Source organism: Dysgonomonas termitidis, assembly GCF_054657735.1.
Window position 1 is genome coordinate 3852751 of record NZ_BAAHYD010000002.1, and the last position, 25428, is coordinate 3878178.

General features: G+C 42.1%; 24 protein-coding genes and 1 pseudogene. 15 read left to right on the forward strand and 10 right to left on the reverse strand.

Features of this window, described 5'->3' with window-relative positions; genetic code table 11:
• Positions 1-59 precede the first annotated feature (59 nt).
• Entirely contained in the window at positions 60-2093 is a 2034-nt protein-coding gene (locus tag ACYQ3L_RS20075; RefSeq protein ID WP_379999982.1) for an alpha-ketoacid dehydrogenase subunit alpha/beta, read from the forward strand.
• Positions 2094-2183: 90 nt separating this feature from the next.
• A complete protein-coding gene (locus ACYQ3L_RS20080; protein WP_379999980.1) occupies positions 2184-2690 on the forward strand; it encodes a flavodoxin in 507 nt (168 codons plus the stop codon).
• 55 nt (positions 2691-2745) lie between these two features.
• Here the strand turns inward: ACYQ3L_RS20080 and ACYQ3L_RS20085 are convergent.
• Positions 2746-2940: pseudogene (locus tag ACYQ3L_RS20085) on the reverse strand (anaerobic sulfatase maturase); the annotation flags it as partial.
• Between the two features lie 369 nt (positions 2941-3309).
• On the opposite strand from ACYQ3L_RS20085, the gene ACYQ3L_RS20090 reads away from it, so the two are divergent.
• Entirely contained in the window at positions 3310-4083 is a 774-nt protein-coding gene (locus tag ACYQ3L_RS20090) for a carbonic anhydrase family protein (protein WP_379999978.1), read from the forward strand.
• 65 nt (positions 4084-4148) lie between these two features.
• Here the strand turns inward: ACYQ3L_RS20090 and ACYQ3L_RS20095 are convergent, their stop codons facing one another.
• On the reverse strand, positions 4149-4670 hold the full coding sequence (locus ACYQ3L_RS20095; protein ID WP_379999976.1) for a DUF2867 domain-containing protein: 522 nt from the start codon (positions 4668-4670) through the stop codon (positions 4149-4151).
• Positions 4671-4778: 108 nt separating this feature from the next.
• On the opposite strand from ACYQ3L_RS20095, the gene ACYQ3L_RS20100 reads away from it, so the two are divergent.
• Positions 4779-5306, forward strand: coding sequence for a GNAT family N-acetyltransferase (locus ACYQ3L_RS20100; protein WP_379999974.1), 528 nt, complete (start codon positions 4779-4781; stop codon positions 5304-5306).
• 15 nt (positions 5307-5321) lie between these two features.
• Positions 5322-5903, forward strand: a complete 582-nt coding sequence (locus ACYQ3L_RS20105; protein WP_379999972.1) for a DNA-3-methyladenine glycosylase I — start codon at positions 5322-5324, stop codon at positions 5901-5903.
• A 33-nt stretch (positions 5904-5936) separates the two neighbouring features.
• Here ACYQ3L_RS20105 and ACYQ3L_RS20110 read toward each other — a convergent pair whose 3' ends face one another.
• The gene (locus ACYQ3L_RS20110) at positions 5937-6809 is read right to left on the reverse strand and encodes a pyridoxamine kinase (protein WP_379999970.1); all 873 of its coding nucleotides are present in this window, start codon (positions 6807-6809) and stop codon (positions 5937-5939) included.
• Between the two features lie 130 nt (positions 6810-6939).
• On the opposite strand from ACYQ3L_RS20110, the gene ACYQ3L_RS20115 reads away from it, so the two are divergent.
• A complete protein-coding gene (locus ACYQ3L_RS20115; RefSeq protein WP_379999968.1) occupies positions 6940-7482 on the forward strand; it encodes a hypothetical protein in 543 nt (180 codons plus the stop codon).
• On the opposite strand, the gene hypB is transcribed toward ACYQ3L_RS20115, so the two are convergent.
• From hypB to ACYQ3L_RS20135, 4 genes are read right to left on the reverse strand one after another with little or no spacing between them, the layout of a single operon-like run.
• Positions 7479-8159, reverse strand: coding sequence for a hydrogenase nickel incorporation protein HypB (gene hypB, locus ACYQ3L_RS20120; protein ID WP_379999966.1), 681 nt, complete (start codon positions 8157-8159; stop codon positions 7479-7481). The two genes, ACYQ3L_RS20115 and hypB, sit on opposite strands and share 4 nt — an antisense overlap.
• 1 nt (position 8160) lies before the next feature.
• Positions 8161-8517: a hydrogenase maturation nickel metallochaperone HypA gene (gene hypA, locus ACYQ3L_RS20125; RefSeq protein WP_380000107.1), complete on the reverse strand. Its 357-nt coding sequence runs from the start codon at positions 8515-8517 to the stop codon at positions 8161-8163.
• A gap of 58 nt (positions 8518-8575) precedes the next feature.
• Positions 8576-10831: a carbamoyltransferase HypF gene (gene hypF, locus ACYQ3L_RS20130; RefSeq protein ID WP_380000105.1), complete on the reverse strand. Its 2256-nt coding sequence runs from the start codon at positions 10829-10831 to the stop codon at positions 8576-8578.
• Between the two features lie 3 nt (positions 10832-10834).
• Entirely contained in the window at positions 10835-11380 is a 546-nt protein-coding gene (locus tag ACYQ3L_RS20135; protein WP_379999964.1) for an FmdE family protein, read from the reverse strand.
• 266 nt (positions 11381-11646) lie between these two features.
• Here ACYQ3L_RS20135 and ACYQ3L_RS20140 point away from each other — a divergent pair, with 266 nt between their 5' ends.
• The 7 genes from ACYQ3L_RS20140 to ACYQ3L_RS20170 all read left to right on the forward strand — a co-directional run bounded on the left by ACYQ3L_RS20140 (position 11647) and on the right by ACYQ3L_RS20170 (position 18859).
• Complete coding sequence (locus ACYQ3L_RS20140) at positions 11647-11892, forward strand: HypC/HybG/HupF family hydrogenase formation chaperone (protein ID WP_379999962.1); 246 nt, start codon at positions 11647-11649, stop codon at positions 11890-11892.
• Positions 11889-12980 (forward strand): hydrogenase formation protein HypD, encoded by a 1092-nt coding sequence (hypD, locus tag ACYQ3L_RS20145; protein WP_379999960.1) that lies wholly within the window; start codon positions 11889-11891, stop codon positions 12978-12980. Before ACYQ3L_RS20140 ends, hypD begins: the two co-directional genes overlap by 4 nt.
• Before the next feature lie 75 nt (positions 12981-13055).
• The gene (gene hypE / locus ACYQ3L_RS20150) at positions 13056-14093 is read left to right on the forward strand and encodes a hydrogenase expression/formation protein HypE (protein ID WP_379999958.1); all 1038 of its coding nucleotides are present in this window, start codon (positions 13056-13058) and stop codon (positions 14091-14093) included.
• 599 nt (positions 14094-14692) lie between these two features.
• Positions 14693-15808 (forward strand): hydrogenase small subunit, encoded by a 1116-nt coding sequence (locus ACYQ3L_RS20155; protein WP_379999956.1) that lies wholly within the window; start codon positions 14693-14695, stop codon positions 15806-15808.
• A gap of 12 nt (positions 15809-15820) precedes the next feature.
• Complete coding sequence (locus ACYQ3L_RS20160; protein WP_379999954.1) at positions 15821-17539, forward strand: nickel-dependent hydrogenase large subunit; 1719 nt, start codon at positions 15821-15823, stop codon at positions 17537-17539.
• A 127-nt stretch (positions 17540-17666) separates the two neighbouring features.
• A complete protein-coding gene (cybH, locus tag ACYQ3L_RS20165) occupies positions 17667-18416 on the forward strand; it encodes a Ni/Fe-hydrogenase, b-type cytochrome subunit (RefSeq protein WP_379999952.1) in 750 nt (249 codons plus the stop codon).
• Positions 18413-18859: a HyaD/HybD family hydrogenase maturation endopeptidase gene (locus ACYQ3L_RS20170; RefSeq protein ID WP_379999950.1), complete on the forward strand. Its 447-nt coding sequence runs from the start codon at positions 18413-18415 to the stop codon at positions 18857-18859. The genes cybH and ACYQ3L_RS20170 overlap by 4 nt, the downstream gene beginning before the upstream one ends.
• A 630-nt stretch (positions 18860-19489) precedes the next feature.
• On the opposite strand, the gene ACYQ3L_RS20175 is transcribed toward ACYQ3L_RS20170, so the two are convergent.
• The gene (locus ACYQ3L_RS20175; RefSeq protein WP_379999948.1) at positions 19490-19963 is read right to left on the reverse strand and encodes a hypothetical protein; all 474 of its coding nucleotides are present in this window, start codon (positions 19961-19963) and stop codon (positions 19490-19492) included.
• Positions 19964-20268: 305 nt separating this feature from the next.
• On the opposite strand from ACYQ3L_RS20175, the gene ACYQ3L_RS20180 reads away from it, so the two are divergent.
• Positions 20269-20706, forward strand: a complete 438-nt coding sequence (locus ACYQ3L_RS20180; protein ID WP_379999946.1) for a hypothetical protein — start codon at positions 20269-20271, stop codon at positions 20704-20706.
• Positions 20707-20722: 16 nt separating this feature from the next.
• Here the strand turns inward: ACYQ3L_RS20180 and ACYQ3L_RS20185 are convergent, their stop codons facing one another.
• Together ACYQ3L_RS20185 and ACYQ3L_RS20190 are read right to left on the reverse strand one after the other, a co-directional pair.
• Complete coding sequence (locus ACYQ3L_RS20185; protein ID WP_379999944.1) at positions 20723-23356, reverse strand: hypothetical protein; 2634 nt, start codon at positions 23354-23356, stop codon at positions 20723-20725.
• A 151-nt stretch (positions 23357-23507) separates the two neighbouring features.
• Positions 23508-24677: a PBSX family phage terminase large subunit gene (locus ACYQ3L_RS20190; RefSeq protein WP_379999942.1), complete on the reverse strand. Its 1170-nt coding sequence runs from the start codon at positions 24675-24677 to the stop codon at positions 23508-23510.
• 439 nt (positions 24678-25116) lie between these two features.
• On the opposite strand from ACYQ3L_RS20190, the gene ACYQ3L_RS20195 reads away from it, so the two are divergent.
• Positions 25117-25347 (forward strand): winged helix-turn-helix domain-containing protein, encoded by a 231-nt coding sequence (locus ACYQ3L_RS20195; protein ID WP_291110218.1) that lies wholly within the window; start codon positions 25117-25119, stop codon positions 25345-25347.
• Positions 25348-25428: the final 81 nt, after the last annotated feature.

Consider the following 25428-nt stretch of genomic DNA (forward strand, 5'->3'; position numbering starts at 1 on the left):
AACGAGTTTCTAACTTGTATCTCGTATCTCGTCTACTTGTCAACTAACAAAAAATAAGAATGAAAAAATACGATATAAAAACCACAGACAAAGAAACGCTCAAAAAATGGTATCACCTGATGACATTGGGGCGTGCTATCGATGAGAAAGCTCCGGCTTATCTCCTGCAATCGCTGGGATGGTCGTATCATGCGCCTTATGCAGGACATGACGGTATCCAGCTGGCAATGGGACAAGTTTTCAAGAGGGGCGAAGATTTTATGTTTCCTTATTACAGGGATATGCTCACTGTTCTGTCAGCAGGCCTGACCGCCGAAGAACTGATACTGAACGGTATATCAAAAGCTACCGACCCTGCCAGTGGCGGGCGTCATATGTCGAACCACTTCGCCAAACCCGAATGGGGAATACAGAATGTATCATCTGCAACCGCCAACCACGACTCTCAGGCTGTCGGCACTGCCCGCGCGATGGTCTACTATAACCATAAGGGTGTAGCAATAGCCTCGCATGGAGATTCATCCACATCCGAAGGTTATGTATACGAAGCGATCAACGGGGCATCAAAAGAGCGACTGCCTTTTATCCTTGTCGTACAGGACAACGGTTATGGTATATCTGTTCCTAAAAAAGACCAGACAGCCAACCGCAAAGCGTCTGAAAACTTCAGGGGAATAAAAAACCTGCGAATCATATATTGTAACGGTAAGGATGTTTTCGATTCGATGAACGCCATGACCGAAGCCCGTGAATATGCTATTGCAAACCGCACTCCGGTAATAGTACACGCCAATTGCGTACGTATCGGTTCACACTCCAACTCGGATAAACATACACTTTACCGTGACGAAAACGAGTTGAAATATGTAAAGGAAGCTGACCCCCTGATGAAGTTCCGCCGTATGCTGTTGCGCTACAAACGCTTTACAGAAGAGGAACTGAAAGAGATAGAAGCAAACGCGAAGAAAGAATTGAGCGCCGCTAACAAAAAGGCTCTGGCAGCACCGGACCCTGATCCGGCATCTATATTCGATTTTGTAACACCCGAACCATATCAGCCACAAAAATATGTCGACGGCACACATAATGAAGAAGGAGAAAAGAAAAATCTCGTTACCGCATTAAATGAAACATTAAAAGCCGAATTCCGCCATAATCCGGATACTTTCCTATGGGGACAGGATGTGGCCAATAAGGATAAAGGAGGTGTGTTTAATGTATCGAAAGGTATGCAGCAGGAATTTGGCGAAGCACGTGTATTTAATGCTCCGATTGCCGAGGACTATATTGTAGCCACAGCGAACGGCATGAGCCGTTTCGACAAAAAGATAAGAGTAGTAATAGAAGGTGCCGAGTTTGCCGACTACTTCTGGCCGGCGATGGAGCAGTATGTGGAATGTACGCACGACTACTGGCGAAGCAATGGTAAGTTTGCGCCGAATATCATTCTGAGGCTGGCTTCAGGCGGGTTTATCGGTGGAGGTATGTACCACTCACAGAATCTGGAAGGAACATTAACAACACTCCCCGGTGCGCGTATCGTATATCCGTCATTTGCCGACGACGCGGCAGGACTGCTGCGCACAAGTATGCGCTCCGAAGGATTTACAGTATTCCTTGAACCGAAAGCATTATACAATTCAGTAGAAGCCTCAACTGTCATCCCCGACGATTTCGAGGTTCCCTTCGGAAAGGCCCGTATCCGCCGTCCGGGGAAGGATCTTAGTATCATTACTTACGGAAATACGACCCTCTTCTGCCTAAATGTTGCCGAACGCCTTGCCAAAGAAGACAGCTGGGATGTGGAAGTAATCGATATCCGTTCGCTTATACCTCTCGACAAAGATGCCATTTTCGAATCGGTGAAGAAGACCAGCAAGGTACTTGTTGTACATGAAGATAAAGTTTTCTCCGGCTTTGGGGCGGAAATAGCTGCTATGATAGGAACTGAAATGTTCCGCTACCTGGATGCCCCTGTGCAGCGGGTAGGTTCCACATTTACTCCGGTAGGCTTCAACCCTATACTCGAGAAAGCCGTACTACCGGGAGAAGACCGGATATATGAAGCAGCTAAGAAATTATTAGAATATTAAAGTAGTTACAGGTTACAGGTTACGAGTTACAAGAAAAGCGATCTTCATACCCGTAACTTGTAACTCGTAACTTGTAACAAATAAAGACATATGAAAAAAATAGGATTGTTTTACGGAACAAGCACAACCAAAACCGCGGCAGTAGCAAAAAAAGTTAAAGCTGCATTCGGAGAGGACAAGATCGATATTATTCCCATAGAAGATGCATGGACAAAGGATTTTGAAGGCTATAACAATATTATCATAGGTGTTTCCACATGGTTCGATGGTGAACTACCTACTTATTGGGACGAAGTGAAGCCAGAGCTGGAAACATTGAAGATGAACGGGAAAAAGATTGCTATCTTTGGTTTGGGCGATCAGGTAAAATACCCTGAAAACTTTGTAGACGGTATAGGTATACTAGCCGAAACATTCGAAGCTATCGGAGCTACTCTTGTAGGATTTACTTCAACAGAAGGCTATACATTCGAACATTCACGTGCCGTGCGCGAGGGTAAATTTGTGGGGCTGGCGATCGATTTCGAAAACCAGCACAGCAAGACAGACAAAAGAGTAAAAGAATGGGTGGAGCAATTAAAGAAGGAATTTGATTGATTTACCGGCAGATGTATAAGAACGGGATCTTTCATTTGGATGGTCCCGTTTCTGTTTATATGAGATATCCGTTTTTTACAGTGTCCATAACATCCATCGGCGAACGTTGATTATCCAATTCATTTTTCATAAAATCCATATAAGGCGCTACGTGATCGAAAAACTTATAATATCCTTTGCATAAATAATTTAGTCTTTCCTCTCCGGAATCTGTTCTGATTATCCTGTTTTTAGGGCATTCACCATTACAATCCGCAGATTACAGCGTCCCCGACCGGCTTCAACATGACATACAACGGTCTAGAAAAAGTAGAAACGTAGTAGGTAGCCGACATTTTTCTGACGATATTGATCCGGCTACAAAAATATAATTATTTTAGTTATCATGATTAATAGAAAAGAATAGCCTGAAATGACACGGGTTTATTTTATACATTTTCTAAATAGTATAGTTAATATTATAAACAATTTTTATTATCTTTGTATTGAATTGCTATACGATCTATACAAAACTAAATTAATTTTTTTAACAACAAACACATTAATAACACAATTATATAATATTACAAATCCGAGAATTTAATAACATATAACACATTCATTAAACATTAAACACATCATGAAAAAAATTGTATTGAATAGTATACTATTCATTTTACTAGCTAGTGCATCTGGTATCTTTACATCATGTAATAAACAGGGTAAAGTAAATAGCGATTCGGCAACTCAGTCTACAGAGATAAGCCTTCCTGAGAAGGAAATATTAAGTAATACAATCCTTACAGCTGAAGAGCAGGCACAACTGACTCCGGACTCTGTATTGGAGATTCTTAAACAAGGGAACAAAGAATATACAGAAGATAATCTTACAGTGCGCAACAATTCGCGGCGTATAAGAGAGGCCGCACTGGGGCAATATCCCAAGGCAGTCATAGTATCTTGTCTCGACTCGCGTGTCCCTGTAGAAGATGTATTTCATAGGGGAATAGGAGATATATTCGTAGCGCGCGTGGCAGGCAATATAGTAAATTCCGATATACTGGGAAGCCTCGAATTTGCATGCAAAGTCTCAGGGTCTAAACTGGTAGTCGTACTGGGACATGAACATTGCGGAGCTGTAAAATCGGCTATCGATGATGTAAAATTGGGGAACATCACAACATTACTCTCTAAAATCCGCCCGGCTGTAGCTTTGGCTTCCAAAGATTTTGAGGGAGATAAAACTTCCAAAAACCCTGAATTCGTACAAAAGGTTTGCGACGACAATGTAAAATTAACAATAGAAGAAATTCGGGCTAAAAGTCCTATACTGAAAGAAATGGAAGAAAAGGGAGAAATAAAAATTGTAGGAGGTACATATCATATGGAAACAGGGCAGGTAGATTTTTTCTGATAACAAAACGGTAAATTTTTCATAGACAGGTTGCGGTATATAAGAGTATTGCGGCCTGTTTTATTTTATATACCTCCGGTATGGCTTTTGATGGCGTGTTTCAACATTTTCCTCACCACAATATGATGGAAAGGGCAAATAACATAGAAATAGGTATATCCGAGCCAGTTATGAAACTGAACCAATGTAATAGCATTGACAATCTGCTCATTTCCTTCATTCTCTATATAAACTGACAAATGTGCTGATAAATGTTTGTCGCTGAGATAGAGCACCGTTTCATTTTCTGATTTGTCTGAAACTGACATAAGACCAGAGCTAGTACCTTCACGGATACATCGCTCAATTTCTTCTGCATTCTTATTTTCATCTCCTTTGAGCCCGAATGGCTTAACCAAAGTATTCCGGATACGGTAAAGATTTTTGAGCCATTTAGGTTTCACAGTCCAGAAGGCAACCTGAATATCATCAGCCGTAATCATCGGTGTATTCTCTATGATACATTCGAAGATGTCTTTATAGTCGACCGGAAGATATTTGTTTACTAATGCCTTTCGCGGAATATTCTTTTTTTGTGTTACGATCATTCTCTTCTTTACTATTTCACTATAAAAGTAAAGATTTTAATTTTCAAATTAGTCTGGAATCATAATTAATATTGTATTTTTAAACTATAATAGCGTATTCAGTATAGTATGAAAGAAATAGAGACAAGAAGAGTGACATTCGATGAAATTGATCAATTACAAAAAATCAGCAGACAAACTTTTTATGAAACATTTTCGGAAGTAAATACTGAAGAAAATATGGCCAAATATCTAACTGAGAAACTCTCATCAGAAACACTGTCCATTGAGCTTAACAACAAAAACTCAGAGTTTTATTTTGCCATATCCGGAGGAGAGATAATCGGCTACCTGAAGCTAAATTCAGGGCAATCGCAAACAGAACTCCATGATATTAAATCACTTGAAATAGAGCGAATTTATGTATTGAAAGAATTCCACGGAAAAGGTGTGGGACAATTACTCTATCAGAAAGCTATACAAAGAGCGCAGGAAACAGATGTCGACTCAGTATGGCTAGCTGTTTGGGAAGAGAATCCGAGAGCAATAAGTTTTTATAAGAAGAATGGCTTTGTCAGGTTTGATAAACACATTTTCACACTAGGCGATGACGAACAGACAGATATCATGATGAAACTGGAATTAAAAGATAAATAATAAACAATGAATCTTATGGACAACAATACAGAGATAACCCGCTGCGGATGGGTAGGAAATGATCCTTTATACATAAAGTATCATGACGACGAATGGGGTACGGAAGTGACAGATGACAAAACTATGTTCGAATTCCTTGTCCTCGAAAGTGCTCAGGCCGGACTGAGCTGGATAACGATCCTCCGGAAACGGGAGGGTTATAAAAAGGCCTTTGCCGGATTCGATGCCGGAAAAGTGGCAAAATTCACAGACGAAGATGTGGAACGGCTCATAAAGGATGAAGGTATTATCCGGAACAGACTGAAAGTAAAAGCGACAATATCCAATGCCCGACTTTTCCTTGATGTACAAAAAGAATTCGGTAGTTTCTGCAACTATATGAAATCGTTCCTGCCTGACGGAAAACCAATCATCAACCATTGGAAAACATTGGCCGAAGTACCTGCATCAACGCCACTCTCGGATGCCATCAGTAAGGATATGAAGAAACGGGGATTTAAGTTTTTCGGCACAACGATCTGTTACGCGCACCTGCAAGCCGTAGGCTATGTCAACGACCACTTGACCGGCTGTATATGCAGGACTAGTAAACAGTAAGCTATAACGAGTGACATCATGTTGAAATCTTAATTATATCAACTCATATGTGCTTACCTGAATCGGAATATGCAGATTATGCAAAACCTTTTCGAGCAGGATACCTTCGCGCGAATCGTATTCATAACCGAATGTAGCCCTTATACCCTGATAACAAAACTGGGTGGCACGGTCCAAAGCCATGGGTAGGCTGTCGCCCTGCATCATAGCTCCGGTGATAACGCTGGTAAATGTATCACCCACACCGGGATAATGGGCAGGCAGATAAGGACAGGTCACTTTCCAGAAACGGCCGCCATTGCGGTTATAAGCATATACGGATGTCTGATGCGGATCATCAGCCACAGGCACACTGGTAATAATGACTATGGAAGGCCCTTTACCGGAAAGGGCTAATAAGTATTCCTTGAGCCTTTCGTCCGTATATTCTTTTTCGTAAGGTATATCCAGCAAATAAAAGAGTTCGGTCAGATTAGGAGTCACTATATCAGCCACGGTTACCAACCGCCTCATCTCCTCTACGATAGTGAGATCGAAGCCTGTATATAGCTTACCATTATCCCCCAGTACAGGATCTACAACAACAAGGTTATTCTCTTTGCGAAATTCTTGTATGAAGTCCTTCACGATCTGTACCTGTTCGGGAGAACCCAGGTAACCGGAATAAAATGTATCGAATCCCAGATTCAGTTTTTTCCATTCGGTTATGATTTTCCGCATCTCATCTGTCAGATCGAGGAACGAAAAATGCGGATATTGTGTATGGCTCGACAAGATGGCCGTTGGTAAAGGACTTACATGAAATCCCATAGATGTAAGTATGGGAATTACAACTGTGAGCGATACCCTTCCTATACCCGAAAGGTCGTGTATGGCAACAATTTCTTTTGTCTTACTGAAATACATATTGTTATATAATTTATACCGGTAATAAGGAAAATGCAAATATAGCTTATTGAGATGGAGAATTACTTCTTTATTTGTAAAAAGAATTATACCTTTGCTTTATAAACACACACCTGTAAAACTGACATAAATGAGACGGAACTTTTGCCTTTTCTTCTGTGCGATCTTCATAATAAGCATTTTTTCTTCTTGTTCATTACCCGAACCAGATATCGCGCTTCGCTTAAAAAACCGGAAGCAGGCTATTGACAGCATTATAGCCAAAGGTGAATGCCCATCCCATTTTGTCGCAGTACTAACTGAAAGCCAAGAAATTAACTGCTACTATCAATTATTCCACGATGATTCTAATGGTTTGGCCAGAGCTTCGGAAACATACACACGGAATAATAAGACGAGCGACACCACCTTCGTTTATTACTTCGACGAGCATGAAAACACCATCGCTTTCCAGGTAAAAATAGCCGCAAACAATGACAGTATTTTCAATTCGGTAACAGCATTCTACAACAGAGATATGGACGTGATAAGAAAAGAGTATGCTACCATCGACAATTGCGATATCCCTGTAAATGGCACGGATTCATTATCCATCGATCTTACTGCATATAAGATCCCGCCTAATGTAAGCACTTTTGCGCAACGGAAAAAGATAATATTGCAAAACGACTAATCATTGCGACTTAACAGCCAGCGGCACCATTTGTCCATGCCTTGTCCGCGTAATGCCGACAATTCGAAGAACTGGAGGTTATGGTTCACTTTCAGAGCATTGTCCCGTAATATGGCTATATCTGTATTCAGGTAAGGAGCCAGATCCACTTTATTGATGATACAGACATCCGCCTCCTGGAACATATAAGGATACTTCAAGGGTTTATCATCTCCCTCGGTAGTACTCACAATAACCACTTTCTTAGCTTCACCGAGGTCATACATAGCCGGACAGACCAGATTCCCTACATTCTCAATAAAAACAATGGCTCCGTTTTCAGGATCCAGTTGAAGCAGGGCTTTGCTTATCATATCAGCTTCGAGATGGCATCCCATACCGGTATTCACCTGATAGGCTCCCACTTCTAACGCCGCAATACGGTCGGCGTCATTCGAAGTTTGCTGGTCACCTTCTATTACATAAACGGGAATTTGTCCCTTTATCCTGCGAATGGTTTCTTCCAGCAGGGTGGTTTTACCCGAACCGGGGGAACTCATCAGATTGAGACAGAGTATATTCTTCGATTCAAAATATGTCTTGTTCTGGTCGGCAATCGCATTATTCCGTGAAAAAATATCTTCCTCCACAGCTATAATCATCTTTTCGTCCACAATGTATTTATCCTTTCCGTCCATCCTATTCTTTATTTTTCGATTTAACGACTATTGACTTCACTTTCAGTTCCTTTCCCCTCACAATCTTTACATAGTATGAGCCACATTGCGGACAAGGTGAAAATAATGTTTCTACCGGGAATACCGCTTCACAATCACCGCACCTCGCCTCTCCGGCTATATCGTGACGTACTATACGCGCTCTTTCCAGCATAGTACCCTTTACGGAACTTTCGAGAGCAAACATGAGAGTCTGTAATTCTACTCCGGCAAGGCTTCCAATTTCGAGTTCCAGCTCTTCTATTTCGCTCGCCTGATGCTTGCGGGCTTGTTGCTCGGCAAGTTGTACTATACTTTGTGCAATGGATAATTCGTGCATGGTATTAATGTGCCAGTTATTTGATGTGCCGGTATGCCAACAATAAAACATTGGCATATTACTTTATTAATTTATTAGTTGCAGCTATTGCCATTTGCCCTACTGCTATACCTCCGTCATTACATGGAATTCTTGAAGGAATGTACAATGGTATTCCTTCCTGCGAAAATAACGATTGCAAATGTTCTGTCAAACGTTTATTCTGAAAACATCCACCTGAAACGACAATCTTTTTCACACCGGTTTGTTCGAGCAACCGCTTCGACTCCTCCAATATAATAAATGCCAGCGAGTTATGAATTTTTGCTGAAATAAGAGTAATATCCATTCTATTATCCATATCCCTCAATACACCTTCGAATATCGTTTGGGTAGAAATCACGTCAGAACCGGTATGGATATCATAACAGGCCGTATTATCATCCGATGCCGCCTGTTCCAGTAACACAGGTGCTTCTGCCTGTCTTGTCGCCACATCACAAAGCCCCAATAAGGAAGCAAAAGCATCGAATAAACGCCCCGCGCCTGATGATAAAGGTGAGTTGATCCCCTTATCAATTAGCTGTTTTAATGCTTCAATCCTATCCATCCCTACCCTATCGGCAAAAGAGCGGGGAAAAGGTAAACCATAATGGTTCAGATAAGCGACAGCCATACGCCACGGCTCATCAGATACCTTATCGCCGCCCGGCATCGGTATATAATCGAGATGCGAAAGGCGGATATAACCCTTCCTGTCGCAAAGAAAAAACTCCCCACCCCAGATATTCCCATCATCACCCAACCCCGTACCATCCCACACTGCGGCGATAACCTCTTCGTGTATCCCGTATTCGAGCATACAGGCGGCGGCATGCGCATGATGATGTTGTACTTTGAACAAAGGTAAACTATTTTTAGCCGCAGTCTCCTCCGCTTCACGGGTCGACATATAGTCGGGATGCAGGTCACATACCAATTGTTTGGGAGTAAAGCGGAAAAGATGTTGAAAACGATCCAGTGATTCTTTATAAAAGCTAAAAGTCTCCCAATTCTTCAAATCACCGATATACTGGCTTTGTATAACTGTATCAGCTTTTCCTAAAGCGAATGTATTTACCTTTTCTGCACCGAAAGCAAGTATCCCTTCCACATCCACATCAGCAAACAAAGGCTCGGGAACGTACCCGCGTGAACGGCGTATCATACAGGGCTGATTATCAAAAATATGCATCACTGAATCATCGACACGATTGTGTATCGGACGGTTATGGTGCAGAATCAATTCTACTTTATCCCCGAACTGTCCGGTAACCTCTTCCTGTGAGATAGTTATAGGTAAATCGCTCAGATTCCCGCTGGTCATCACTAAAACGGGCGTATCTATATGCTGGAACCAGTCGTAATGTACCGGCATGTATGGCAGCATACAGCCTAATGTTTTCATTCCGGGATTCACTCCGGATGCCAAACCTCTGTACTGTTTCAATAAAACAACCGGCCTGCGCCACGATGTAAGGCTATCTCTCTCTGCATCATTCAGGTTAGCGTATTCCCGGATACTTTCCTCATCACGGAACATGACAGCGAAAGGCTTGGTATCCCTGTGTTTTATTTCACGTAAATGCTTCACGGCGTCTTCATTCGTGGCATCGCAAACCAAATGATAACCACCGGTGCCTTTTACGGCTATTACTTTACCGTCATTGAGCAGTTTCGATGTCAAGACCAGTAAAACACTATAATCTGTCTGTTTCACCCCCAGATATTCCGTATAATATACCGGCCCGCAATGATTACACGCGATGGGTTGGGCATGGAAACGGCGGTCGTGTATATCCGAATATTCTTTCTCACAATCGGTACACATTATAAATCCCGTCATTGTTGTATTTATCCTGTCGTACGGCAAATCTCTGATAATAGAAAAACGTGGGCCGCAGTGAGTACAATTAATAAACGGATAGCCGGTACGATGCGCCTGCGCTTGCCTGTCGCGGAGACATTCATCACAGACCGCTATATCAGGAGCGACCTGTGTTACCACATCTGATGAAGACCGGCCGGAGATAATTGCAAAGTCAGTATAGTTTTTTTCCGATTCTGTCTCATGGACTTCAATCTTATGTATGCCAGCTGCTCCGGGACATTCATCCTGTATTCTGCGTATAAATAAATCCCGCTGAGATTGCGACAGCTCAGCCTCGACAACCACCCCGTTCGTATGATTTGCGACCGTACCTTTTATTCCCATCTTCTTTGCCAGCAGATAGATAAAAGGGCGGAAACCAACGCCTTGCACAAGACCGTATATCGTTAACCGGGTTATCAAAATCACTTATATTTTTACAGGTTCAACCTCGAAAATCTCTTTCCTGTCCAAATCGGACCAATACCGGACAGCCAGTTTCCGCACGTGTCCCCAATAACCGGGAGCATGCCCCCAGCGTTCAGCGGCGCTTTCTATTTCGTTCCCTATCCTATTCGATATCCTGTCTTTGACCTTTATCCTTATAGCATTGTCATGCGTTGAGAATACAGCTGCCGCCAGTGGGTACTCAGCCGGAGGAGAGTATATAAGACCATGCCCCAATGTAGCGCCCGTACTCACCTGCAATCCGTCATTCATACAGCTTAGCGGAGGATTAAGCCCCGCAAAGGATGTTATACATAGATCTCCGGCCGCTACACCTAACTGTTCGAGCGCGAAAAGCCCCATCTTAACCCCTATCACGGCATATATGCCCAAATGTCCGTGCAATTCATTTGTTAATACAGCAGCCCGCCACTCGCTCAATCCGTATTTCCGGATAGTTGCGGTTACCATTGGACGCATATCGGGAGAATAAAACTCAGGATTCTGAGGAAATTCGTTGAACACCATATGTATAAATTTTGTTTATCAGTTATAGTTATTAGTTATAAGTAATGACGGCTTGGATTATGCCTGCAAGCCATTTATAATTCAGGTTAACTAGCCGATTCACTGATATATATTATCAAAATACTAGAAAACAGCATCTTATAAAAATAAGATCAGGAAATAACAAAGGTAAAAAAATATTCTATATTGTAATAAATGAGACTGTTTAGTTAAAAAATAATCTTTATATTTGAAGATAGTAACCGTAATCTAAAACCCTTAACCCTATGTGTCTGGCAGTACCGGGAAAAATAATCAGCATAGACGATAGCATTCCTGAATTAAGAATGGCAAAAGTCGATTTTGGCGGTATGATGAAAAATGTCTGCATCCAATGGGTAGAAGCCAATGAAGGGGATTATATCCTGGCTCACGCCGGAATGGCAATATCACTGATAGACGCCGGAGAAGCTGAAAAAACGCTTGCCGACTTCAAAACCATAGCACGCTCCCTCGAAAACCCCGCGATATGAAATACCTCGATGAATACAGGGACAATAAGCAAGTGCAGATGCTTGCAAGCGCAATACGGAGATCCGTTACGCGACAGTGGCATATCATGGAAATATGCGGCGGGCAAACCCATTCGATCGCGCGTTACCGTATAGAGGAAATGTTGCCTGATAGCGTAAGGCTTCTGCATGGTCCCGGATGCCCTGTCTGCGTTACTCCTGCCTATATAATCGACCATGCCCTGGAAATAGCCGGCCGGCCGGATGTTATATTCACCTCTTTCGGCGACATGATGCGGGTTCCCGGTACAAAAGAGGATTTACTAAGGGTAAAAGCCAGAGGCGCTGATATACGTATGCTATATTCCCCTGTGGATGCGTTGGAACTGGCTCTGAAAAATCCTGATAAGGAAATTGTATTCTTTGCTGTCGGATTTGAAACGACTATCCCTGTTCACCTGACAGCATTGAAAGAAGCGCAAAGAAAAGGCCTGGAAAACTTTTCCCTACTCACTTCCTTATTTACCGTCCCCCCTGCCATAGATGCCATCCTATCCGATAGAGACAATAAGGCGGACGGATTTCTCGCGGCAGGCCATGTTTGCTCCATTATGGGATGTAAGGAATATTATCCGCTGGCGGAAAGATACAATAAACCTATCGTGGTCACAGGTTTTGAGCCGATAGATATATTATATGGCGTCTACAAATGTATCCTGCAATTGGAAACAGGTGAAGCCTATGTAGAGAATGCATATAAAAGGGCGGTAACAGAAGATGGCAACATGAAAGCACAAACCTTAATGAACGAAGTGCTGGAACCTTTTACCCTGCAATGGCGTGGAATCGGGCTAATTCCATTGAGCGGATTACGCCTGAGAAAAGAATACGAACTATATGATGCTGCACAAAAATTCCCATACAAAGGAAATACCGGAGCAGCCGGAGATAAACCCGGAATGGAATGCATTGCCGGAGATATTATGAAAGGAAACAAGCAGGCTGCCGATTGTCCTTACTTCGGGTCGGATTGCAGCCCTGAACATCCTCTTGGCGCACCTATGGTATCTGCCGAAGGTGTCTGCGCGGCATATTATAATTACAAATGAGCCTTTAGTTATTAGCAAATGGCTTTAGGAAAACTAAAAAGAAGCTGAAAGCTATCAGCTAACAGCTAAGTAAATATGGAAATGAACTGCCCCGTACCTTTTACCGATTCAGACCGTATCCTTCTGGGACATGGCAGTGGCGGACGGCTTACGCATCGCCTGATAGAGCATATATTCTACCCTGCATTCCGCAACCCGTTGCTGGAACAAGGCCATGACGGCAGTGTATTCGCCGTGGAAAAAGGCCTGCTGGCAATATCAACCGACTCGTTCGTCGTCGATCCTGTTTTCTTTCCCGGCGGTAATATTGGTGACCTTGCAGTAAACGGTACTGTAAATGACCTGGCCTGTTGCGGAGCAAGGCCCTTATATCTGACTGCCGGATTTATTATAGAAGAAGGCTTACCTCTTTCAGACCTGCAAAAGATAGTGAACTCGATGAAAGAGGCTGCCGACAACGCCGGAGTATATATTGTAACAGGAGATACAAAGGTGGTGGAACGAGGCAAATGTGATAAAATATTTATAAATACAAGTGGTATTGGCATCGTTGCGGAAAATATAAATATTTCGCCCAAAAACGCGAGGGAAGGTGACGTAATTATTTGTAGCGGCCCGATCGGGATACATGGTATAACCGTACTTTCTACCCGTGAAAGCCTTGGTTTCGAGACCTCATTAACAAGTGACACCGCAGCCCTGAACGGCATGATTACTAAACTATACACAACCGTGAACGAAATACATGTCCTGCGTGACCCTACAAGGGGAGGGCTAAGCAGTGCCCTGAACGAAATAGCACAGGCTGCGAAAGTGGATATTGAGCTTAACGAAGCCTCTATCCTTATCCCCGATACTGTACGTGCCGCGTCCGAAATATTAGGTCTTGATCCGCTGTATATTGCCAATGAAGGGGTAGTTATTGTTATCCTGCCCGAAAAATATGCGGATAAAGCGCTGGAAATCATGCACCGGTTCGATGAAGGAAAGGATGCAGCAGTTATAGGGCGCATATCCTCAACGGGTAATGGTCTGGTGAAGATGAAAACAGCATATGGAGGACACCGGGTTATCAGTATGTTGAACAGCGACCAGTTGCCACGGATTTGTTGAAGAAAAACGAATAGATTTATCTATAATGTACCGCTCCCAACTCCCAAAAGGGAGATGACAGAGTGAGGAGAAAGAAGCCAACGGGTAACAGTATGAAAAGTATGCAGAGGCGTTACTTTTGTTACCTTTTAACAGTTACAAGTTACTTCGCCCTAGGGCAGTTACGAGTTACAAGTAGACGAGATACGAGATACGAGTTGTTAACTGATAACTGATAAGATGCTTCGCTCCGCTCAGCATGACAACGTACAGCACTGTTAACTGATGACTGCTAACTGTTTACTGTAAATAGTGTTACCTTTGTTACCTTTTAACAGTTACGAGCTACTTCGCCCTACGGGCAGTTACGAGTTACGAGTAGACAAGATACGAGATACGAGTTGTTAACTGCTGACTGCTGACTGTTTACTGTTTACTGTTAACTGAAATAAGTGTTACCTTTTAACAGTTACGAGCTACTTCGCCCTTCCGGCAGTTACGAGTAACAAGTTGGTTTACTGTTTACTGCTAACTGTTTACTGATATACCTGTTACTTTTTAACCGTAAAGAAACAACAATAATAGAACAATAAGATCAACTAATTAAATACTTTATAAATATGGAAAAGAAAAGACCATCCGTTTATGAAGAGAGCCGTAAGAAAGGAGTTACACGCCGCGACTTCCTTAAATTCTGTACCATGATGGGTGCTTTGATGGGACTTGAAGCTACGGGAGTAGCCCAGGTAGTAAAGGCCCTGGAAACAAAATCGCGCCTGCCGATAATCTGGCTGCATTTGCAGGAGTGTACATGTTGCAGCGAATCGTTTATCCGTACTGCCCACCCTATCCTTGCCGATCTGCTGTTCAACCAGATCTCACTCGACTATACGGAAACGCTGATGGCCGCATCGGGCGATCAGGCCGAGAAATGCATGCACGATACAATGGAAAAATTCAAAGGTGAATATATCCTGATGATCGAAGGCTCTATCCCCACTAAAGACGAAGCCTATTGCTGTATAGGCGGACGCAGTGCCAAACAGATAGTGGAAGAAGCCTCAGCTGGAGCCAAAGCCGTAGTAGCATGGGGCAACTGCGCATCGGCAGGCTGTGTGCAGGCTGCAAATCCGAATCCGACGGGAGCACGGCCTGCCCACCGGATAGTAAGCGGAAAGACCGTTATCAATGTACAGGGTTGCCCCCCTATCGCAGAAGTAATGGCCGGGGTAGTGGTTCATCTGCTTACATTCGGGACTATACCTCAACTGGATAGCCTGGGCCGTCCTAAAGCATTTTATTCGCATCGTGTACACGACACCTGTTACCGCCGCGCTAATTTCGATGCGGGGCTGTTCGTGGAAAGTTTCGACGATGAAAATGCAAAACGTGGTTATTGCTTATACAAAGTAGGTTGTAAGGGACCAAGCACCTATAATTCGTGCGGTATTATAAAGTGGAACGAAGGCGTAAGCTATCCTATCCAGAGCGGGCATCCGTGTATAGGATGCAGCGAAGAAGGTTTCTGGGATAAAAGCCCGTTCTACAAACGCAATCCGACAACCCATGGTTTCGGTATAGAAGCCACTGCCGACGACATAGGACTTGCTCTGGGTGCCGCTACCGTAGCGGGAATAGCCGCCCACGCCGTAGCAACCAATATCCGTAAAAAGAAATTGATTGAAAACGAAGTACCTCACGAGGAAGAAGTAAAGGAAGAAAGTAATAACCTGTAAACTTAAAAAACTATGTCAGAAAGAATAGTCGTCGACCCGATTACCCGTATCGAAGGTCACTTAAGAATAGAAGCCGAAATAGAGAACGGAATTATCAAAGATGCTTACAGCTCGGGTACAATGGTGCGTGGCATTGAAACCATTGTAAAAGACCGTGATCCTCGCGATGTATGGGCATTTGTAGGCCGTGTTTGCGGTGTATGTACATCTACACATTCGCTATGCTCGGTACGCGCCGTGGAGGATGCCCTGAATATTGTAATCCCCCCGAATGCTGAGATGGTGCGTAATATTATGGCTAATGTGCTGTATATGCACGACCATGTTGTACACTTCTATCATCTGCATGCCCTCGACTGGGTAGATGTAGTCTCCGCCCTGAAAGCCGATCCTGTGGCTGCATCGGCCGCGGCACAACAATTATCGGCATGGGCGAAGAGTTCTGCCGGCTATTTCAAAGGCATACAGGACAGAGTAAAAAAATTCGTGGAGAGCGGCCAGTTGGGCATATTTGCCAATGGTTACTGGGGGCATCCCGCTTATAAGCTTACGCCCGAACAGAACCTGATCGCCGTAGCACATTATCTGGAGGCACTGGAATGGCAAAAAGAAATAGTGAAAGTACATGCCGTATTCGGAGGTAAGAATCCTCATCCGAACTATCTGGTAGGCGGTATGCCTGCAAGTATCAACATCAACGACGCCAATGCAATCAATGCCGAAAGGCTTGCCTTTGTAAAGGAAAAGCTGGAAGAAGCCAAAACCTTTATCAATCAGGTTTATATCCCCGACATTCTTTTGATAGGCAGTGTATATAAAGACGACTGGGGTAAAATCGGCGGCGGAATACACAACTATCTGGCATATGGCGATTTCCCGATGGAGGGCTCAGACCCGGGCAGTTATAAGATGCCCCGTGGTATTGTCCTTGACAGGGATTTATCGAAAGTACACCCCGTAGATGCCAATTCTCCCGACGAAATACAGGAATATATCTACCATTCATGGTACAAATACAGCAAAGGAGACAACACAGGCCTGCATCCTTACGAAGGAGAAACAGAACTGCATTACACCGGTCCCCGTCCACCATACAGGCATCTGGATATAAACGATAAATACAGTTGGATAAAAACACCGCGATGGAAAGAGAAACCGATGGAAGTAGGTCCTCTGGCCAGAATGCTGGTCGCATATGCCTCCGGTAAAGAACCTCAGAAATCACTGATTGACGATACTTTAAAAGCATTGGACCTTCCGGCAGAAGCGCTTTTCTCTACGCTTGGCCGAACCGCTGCACGCGCATTGGAATCGAAACTGAATGCCGATTGGGCACTGGAATGCTATGATAAGCTGATAGCCAATATTAAAGGTGGGGATAGCCGCATGGCAAATCAGGAGAAGTGGAAAGAAGATTCATGGCCGAAAGAAGCGAAAGGCGTGGGCCTTACGGAAGCTCCCCGCGGAGCACTGGCTCACTTTGTTGTTATAGAAAACAACAGGGTAAAAAATTACCAGTTGGTAGTACCCACAACATGGAATGCCTCGCCGCGGGATGAAAAAGGCGTACTTTCCGCTTATGAATCCTCTTTGATAGGAACACCTGTTCACGACCCGAATCTGCCACTCGAAATCTTGCGCACAATACACTCATTCGACCCATGTCTGGCCTGTGCAGTCCACCTGTACGACGAGGAAGGGAAATATGTACATCAGATGGATACATTTTGAGAAACGAAAAGTGAAGGATAATTATCAGATTCGAATATCAGCATATTAGCAAATGATATTGCAGCTTGCGCTCCATTTACTAATCTTCAGATATGCTAATTATCTACTCATAACTAAATATTACAATATGAAAAGTCGTAAAGAAAAAGTAAGGGAAGTCTACGTATGGGAACTGCCCGTGCGCTTTTACCACTGGGTGAATGCATTATGCATTGTAATCCTCTGCGTAACGGGGTTCCTCATCGCCGACCCTCCGGCAATTATGAGCGATACGGAAGCTACATTCCGGTACTGGTTCGGAATAGTGCGCTTCATCCATTTTGTAACAGCCTTTGTCTTCTTCTTCAATTTTGTATTCCGGATTTACTGGGGATTTGCAGGTAATAAATATGCCCGGTGGAGCAACTTCATTCCCCTGAAAAAATCCCAGTGGAAGGAACTTGTTGAAGTTATCAAAGTGGATGTACTGATGATAAAGAATAAGCCGGTAGACAGTATCGGGCACAATCAGGTCGCCAGTTGTACTTATTTCATTATGTTTTTGGCATTCCTGCTTCAATGCATTACCGGGTTCGGGCTGTATGCCCAGATGAGTAAGGCCGCTTTGCCTAAGTTGTTTGCATGGATGGTACCGGTTATGGGCGGCGACCTGATGGTGCGCCATATACATCATTACCTGATGTGGTTTTTCATTCTTTTTGCAATCGGCCATGTCTATCTTGTATTCTATCATGACTACATCGAGCGTCGTGGGGTAACATCCTCTATGATCGGCGGATGGAAGTTTGTGGAAGAAAATGTTGCCGAAGCCGAGGAAAAAGCCGATGCAAAAGACAGAGCCACGAATAACCCTGTAAATGTCGCTATAGAAAAATGAAAACCCTTATTCTGGGAATAGGAAATATATTGCTGAAAGACGAGGGCGTGGGTATACACACTATCCATGCTCTTGAAAAAATAAAACTACCTTCCGGTGTCGACCTGATGGACGGAGGTACCGGGGGTTTTCACTTGCTGAGCTGGCTGGAAAGCTATGACCATATCATAATGATAGATGCCACGCTGGACAATAATCCTCCGGGAACAGTAAGATTGCTTCACCCGCGATATGCTTCGGACTTCCCGCCATTGATGAGCGCGCATGAGATTGGGCTCAGGGATATGATGGCGGTCATGGAACTCACGGAAAGTATGCCTAAAGTAGACCTGATCGTGGTTTCTGCTGCGGATATCAGTGAGGTAGGAATGGATTTGTCACCTGAGGTTGAAAAAGCTATACCGGATGTGATAAAGATCATAAAGGATATATTGCATGAGTAGGTATCATGATGCTCAAATAAAGCCACGCGAACCTCACAGCTCACATGGCTCCACACTTCACAAACTACACAAAACTTGCGGTTCTTCCTTAAATCTTAAAAAAATCTAATTTCGTGCTAATTAAAATTTATAAAACAATATTCATATTGGGTATTTATGCTCAACTAAACAACTACAATTTATATAAATCCATATATTAAATGAGTTCGGTATCCAGGCTGTTATTTTTCAGGCTATAAATATTATATTCATCTTACATAGGTAAAAGTAGTATAATCCGATGTGATAAACAGTTCTATTTATGAGTATTTTAAGATCAGGTTGTTTCTTATTTAAGAGATGGAAGTATTAACCATTTCGAATCCTGGAATATTAAAAATATAAAAGCATCAATTTATCGTTTTCAGATAAATCTAACAAATGCAGTTTCGATTATCGAAAAACACACTATATATCAACAATATAGCCAAAACGATATATTTTCTTCTAAAAAAGGAAGAAAAACAAGATAATCCCGGTTTCTTTATAAGAGGATTTACATAAAAGACAAAGAGAATACAGAACTTGTATTTTAAGTTAAAATACTCATAATCTGCGTTTAAAACCAGACTATTTATTTCATAATAAGGACTAAACTATCATGGCGTTCTTCTTCTCCTTCACCCCCTCAACATACCCCGCAAAGAAAAACGGGATATTGTCTTCACTGCCATTCTCGAAACGTCCCTTTACCTTCTCGTATGCAAGTAATGACATTTCAAATTCGGGCTGTCCGGTAACTAACACTGGCTGATCCAGTTTATCGTACCAATAATACCGCCCTCCAAAATTCTGGCGGGCAACTTCAAATATATACGCGCCTATCTTTATTATCATTATTCGCTTTGTCTCATCATTACCCTGTTTATAAAACGGCGTGTTCTCTTCCATTATCTCATCCAGCAACTGAAGGCTATCCACGCTGAAATCAAGCAGAGCAACGTCCTTAAATTGATTAACCAAAGCATTTGCATTTGCCTGCATATCTTCAGCAAACTGCCTGCGATCTTCATCTGTCACTTCTGTCACTTGTTTTTTCTTCCTGAGGAAATCAAATAGTCCCATACTTATGTACTGATTACAAATTTAGAGTTGCAAGTTACAAATTTTCGCTTAGTAATCGGTCGCCTTATCAATATTATAAACAAGCGGGTAGTTCGATCCGTGCTGCCTCTTAAAGATTATTTACTAAAACCTGACAAACCTGACACTTTTTACACATTTTTCCATCTGTCATTTTTGTTGCTCATATTTTCTGCCCTTTTCGGAGAACATCGTATTTCCATAATATATAAATTTTTCGTTTTCAATTGTTAATTCTCGATCAATTTAACTATCTTTGCCTTTAACAAAACTATATCCTAAAAGCGATGAAGAAACTCCTGTATTTTTTATTTATTTGCTCGTTGTGCATGGGATTCGTTTCCTGTGGCGGGGATGATGAACCGGAGCCGGAACCCGAAAAATTTGTATGGAATGGTGACTGGAATGACCCGAACGATAAGAATTATAAGCCGGAGGGATATAATCCGATAGAGGGATTGTGGAGAGGTGACAATAATGATGAATATGGATTATATTTTTCTAAGGACTTTAAAACTTACATTGTTACTTTTTTCCCTAATGGACAATATCTGACCTCTGGCACAGGTATGACATACACAATAAATGATAAGGCTTATAGAAATGGTTATATACCTATATACAGATATGAAATAAAAGATAATAAATTATATTTAGTAAATCAAGCTCTTGGTGGCATTTTAGTTACAGAAGGCTGGAGTGTATATATTAAAGTAAAAGAATAAAAGGGGTTTCCCCCTTTTATATTATTTTCCTTATTAATTTGAGGATACCTTTTTTCTTGCATAGAGGATCATAACCATCTATTTCAGCAATATTGTATAAATCACCGTTAAATTTCACCAAAAATGTTTTCAGGTTATTATATTCCTCGGGTGTAAGCAGGCAATCTACAACAGTATAACTATTCGCCGAGTTCAATAGCAATAAGAAATACTCATTGAGAATAGAATCCGTTTCGTTTCCGTAATCAAGTACCAGCTTCTTATCTCCATTGGTATAGGAGTTTGATACAAGGGCAAACTTTAAAGGTGTTCCTTCTATGGATATATCAAACAATCCCGATTTATACCAAAAACGTTGTGCTTTATCAGAATAATACTTATCCATCATATCTGCATAATCATAATCTTTTTCCCATGCTTCATGTTCCATTATAACAGGTATGCTGACAATTGGATTTATTCCCTGCTTAGCATTCTCCTCGTTGGCAAACAAGTCTTTGTACCAGCAGTAAGAAAAATTGGATGTCTGTGTAATGGCTGTAGTTTCCGAACTTCCGGTATAATATTTTCCACCTCCACCCATGCCCGAATTGATCGCTTTTTCATCCGTTTCATTCCCATCTTCATCTTTTACATATTCCTTCAATGTATTGTAATAGCCTTCTTCGTTCGTGTCTATTGTAAAGCCAATATCGTACAGGTAGGGCAGTTTTAATGATTCGTTCGACCTTTGATTTACATTGGCACATTTGTCGAGGTCTATAATATTTGTAGCACGGGTTATAATATTTCTGTTTTTTACATTTAACTCAAAATTAGTTTCTCCTGTATTTACGATATTAAGATTGAACGCTTTACAAAAGTTATCGATCCAGTCATTGACTTTTATCGCGCTTGGCAGCAATTTTATAAGGTTCATTTTCCCAACATCGAAAACTGTTTTATCAGTCCAGTGCATTGCATCGGTACTCGACCCATCATCACCCATTTTCAGCCAGCTGCGGTAAGGAGTAAAAGGTTCTAATGTCAATTCGAAGTCTATTTCATGGTTGTACCATGCATCGGTTTTTCCTTTTAGTGCAGCCAGCCTTGATGTGGATACGATAGTTATACATTCACCTTTCTCCAGCCAGATTATTTGGGAAACCTGCCCTGTTCCATTCCAGTCGTCTGTCCTCGTGGTATGAGTCCGCATTTCTGCAGGAATATCTTCCAGTTCGACAACAAATTTCCGGGGCGTATCCAAATTATTTGGAGAAAAATAGCCTTCACTTTTTACCGCAGAATAAAACCTATCTTTTACACCACCTTCCTTATTACCATAACTCCATGAGAGCCCTCCGCTTATGGCTATCGGATTATGGAATTTTCCATTGCCAACCAGCAGATTATCATAAGGAGTTATAATCTCTATGGAAGTATCTTCTCCTCCCCAGGACAGACCGCAAATGAGATGGGGGTTTTGCTTTGGATCTACAAAATTTACCGCATGAGCTTTAGGGTAGATCTTATTTGCATCGCCTAGATTCTGATCTATATTATTATAGCAATAGATATTATCAATCATCTGGCTATCTAATACATCACTATCTGTGTATCTCAACACCTTTGCTTCATAGATCGGATTTGCCAAACTTCCCTGAAATATACTCATACCCGCCGGGTCTTCCAAACCCTCTGTTTTACCACGATAAACAGCTTTGAAAAACAATTTATATAAGCCTGTTTGTGGTATTTTAAAAACTGTATTAGTAGTATCACCCTCTTTGGATATTGAAATATTTGTTCCTGATTCGCTTTTTTTCAGATTTCTTATATTTTTTGAATTGAAAAAATTTCCGGTTATATAACCCCGAGGAATGCCTGGTATTTCAGCATTGTTAATGTGATAATTGTCTATCACACCGTTCATATAATTACCCCATGTCCCTGAAATTTTCAAACTTCCTATACCCCAGAGTTTTTCATAATTTTCAGGGTTTTTATATGATACATACAGATTTTTCAGCCTTTCGTCTGTCATTGCACTGCCTGTAAGTGAATAGCCTGAATTTTTAAATATTTGTTCCAGCATTTGCAGGCAATTAACAGACGGCGGAAAATTTTCCAAACCAAATACAACAGATGCGTCATAAACGTTTTTCGGAGTATAAGTTTTATTTGTATCTCTTTTCGGCATCAAGTTATAAAGGACAAACGGAAATATACATTCCGAATTTTCTTTTGTGTTATATGTTGTAACGTCCTCTATTTTCGTGAAATCCACTAACCACTTCCCAGCCTGATTCATCTTCATCTCCCCGAAAATATCCTTCACTGTCTTCGCCACCGGAATCCCAAGGTTCCCCTTGTAATAATCTTTTCCTATCTCACTGATTTTAAACTTGCCGTCAAAAATCTTTGTCCCGCTTGCCACCAACTGCGCATCGTACAGCTGCGAGAATTTCCCTTTCACCTCCTCGGTGTTCGTATAGCCGAAGATAGCGTTGTTGGTAGCCGTGGCGGGCAGGCTGACGTCGTATGAGCGTTGCGCGTCTTTAGTGCTCAGTTCCGCCGGATTCAGTAATTGACGCTTGAGATAGATCGAAAAGTCCTTCGGGTTTTCTATCTCACATAATTGATTGTTGATGTAGAGTTCTAAACTTGCCATAATACCTTGTTTAATATGCTAATAAATTTAATATGCCGATGTGCCAATTGTTTATTCTATCGTCTATTTAATATGCCAATGAGATATTTTAAAAATCTTATTTGTGAATTTTATTGGCACATCGGCACATTATCACATCGGCACATTAAAATTATTTTCCCTTTATCACCGAATAATTCAATCCGCCATTCTTCTCCAATAGCTTATTCAGGCACACATAACGCTGTGCATCAATAGAGTGGTTATACTTGTCTACAGGCGTATTTGTCACATTACCGGATTCATCCGTTTTCCAGCAATAGTTGCGGTATTCAGTTATGATATTCACGCTCCGGTTGGTCACATGCTTTCTGTACCTGTTCAGAACAGAAATACCTGAATTAATACTGTCTTTCCCCTTTTGTGCCGCTTCCACTTTCCAGCCTTTCGCACTTATCTCCCTGATACTCTTAGGCTCCGCGCTATCGGCAATAACGGGTGTATCGCGTGGGATACCCGACATATTCAGATGACCGGCGATCATCAGGTTGTCATACCCTTTGGCATACAACAGTTCGTCTATCCACAGTTCACCGTTCGCAAGGCGTATATCCACTATCGCCGTAGGGTCGTTGGTAAAGCCGAAATCGATTCCCAGCCAACGTTTCTTATACACTTCGGGCATAGACTGCACGATATCCCAGTTGCGGACAATCACGCCCTGCCGGACTCCGGTCTGCCCTTCACCGTAGACCCGCCACCAGTCTTCGTCACCCCGGTTCGATTCTATTTCCCTGACCTGCGCACATGAGAGAAATTCATTGTCGCGATAAGTAGAGTGTATCAGTTTGGCTTCGGGCAGGACAAGCACCTTTTCATCGAGCCAGAATTCGAAGCAGGGATTGCAGTCGAGAATAATATATTCGGTCGTGCGGATCGCCAGTTGGCGGTACACCTCATACTCGATATTAATGCACTCGTTTATATATAATATATCACGGGACGGACCATGCACTTTTCCCGGATTATCGGCGGAGAAAAATTCAATAATGGAATTATTCACCTTGTAAATTTTATCCGTGGCATTCCAGTTTTTCTGTTCCCACATACTTTCCCGCTGAAGCATATCCATAAAATCACGGATACAGCCCCTTTTCAGATGGGGCATAGATTCGGAAACCACCGAGATAATCCTCGGTGCTTCGGAATGTAAAGCGATGGCATGCAGCAGTTGCAGGATACTGTAAGTCTTCGACGAACGGGTCGAACCCTTGTTTACGATATAGCGGTTCCTTTCGTTTATTCCTTCAAGGTTGCGCTTAAATACGGAAGTAGTTTTCATACGATAATTTTATTTTTTATGGATGTATGGAAACTCGCATGGCAAAATTATCATGTAGTTTGGTGAGTTGTTATTCATGCTCGTTTTCATATAAGTAAAATTGGTTTTTTACTTATAGATAAAGTTTTTGGAAATTGATAATGACATGCGACGGAATAATTGCATTTATCGCTATCCGCTATGCTAAAAAACATGGAATGATATGAAATATAATAAATTATCTATAAATTTCAATTAAATTTATTGGAATTACACGAAAATGTTCTTAACTTTAAGGGTAGAAGGAAACGCGCATGTCCGCCATATCCGGCAACGGGTAACGGACAAATTCTTATACTTGTATTTAAAGGCCCTTGTAACGGATCGTTTATCCGGAATACTACTTACTCCTCTATTTCAATATAGAGTTTTTCTACTTATTTTTAATCATTTTAAATTTATGGCTATGACGGATAATGCTATTGGAACAAACGCCGGTAATATCTGGCGTCTCCTGTCAACAAAAGGTAGTCTTTCGGTAAGACAAATCGGGGATTATACGCATTACAAAGATTCGTTGATACTCCTTGCTATCGGATGGCTGTCCCGGGAGAATAAAGTTCACATCAGTGATAGAGACGGGTCTATATATATTGAACTTAGTGCCATATTTCCTGAAAATTATTATTGATATTCCGCTATACCCCGTTGATAAGTAACAAAGGAGGGGGAACTTGTTGCAAGTTCCCCCTCCTTTTCTGTATTTATTCCC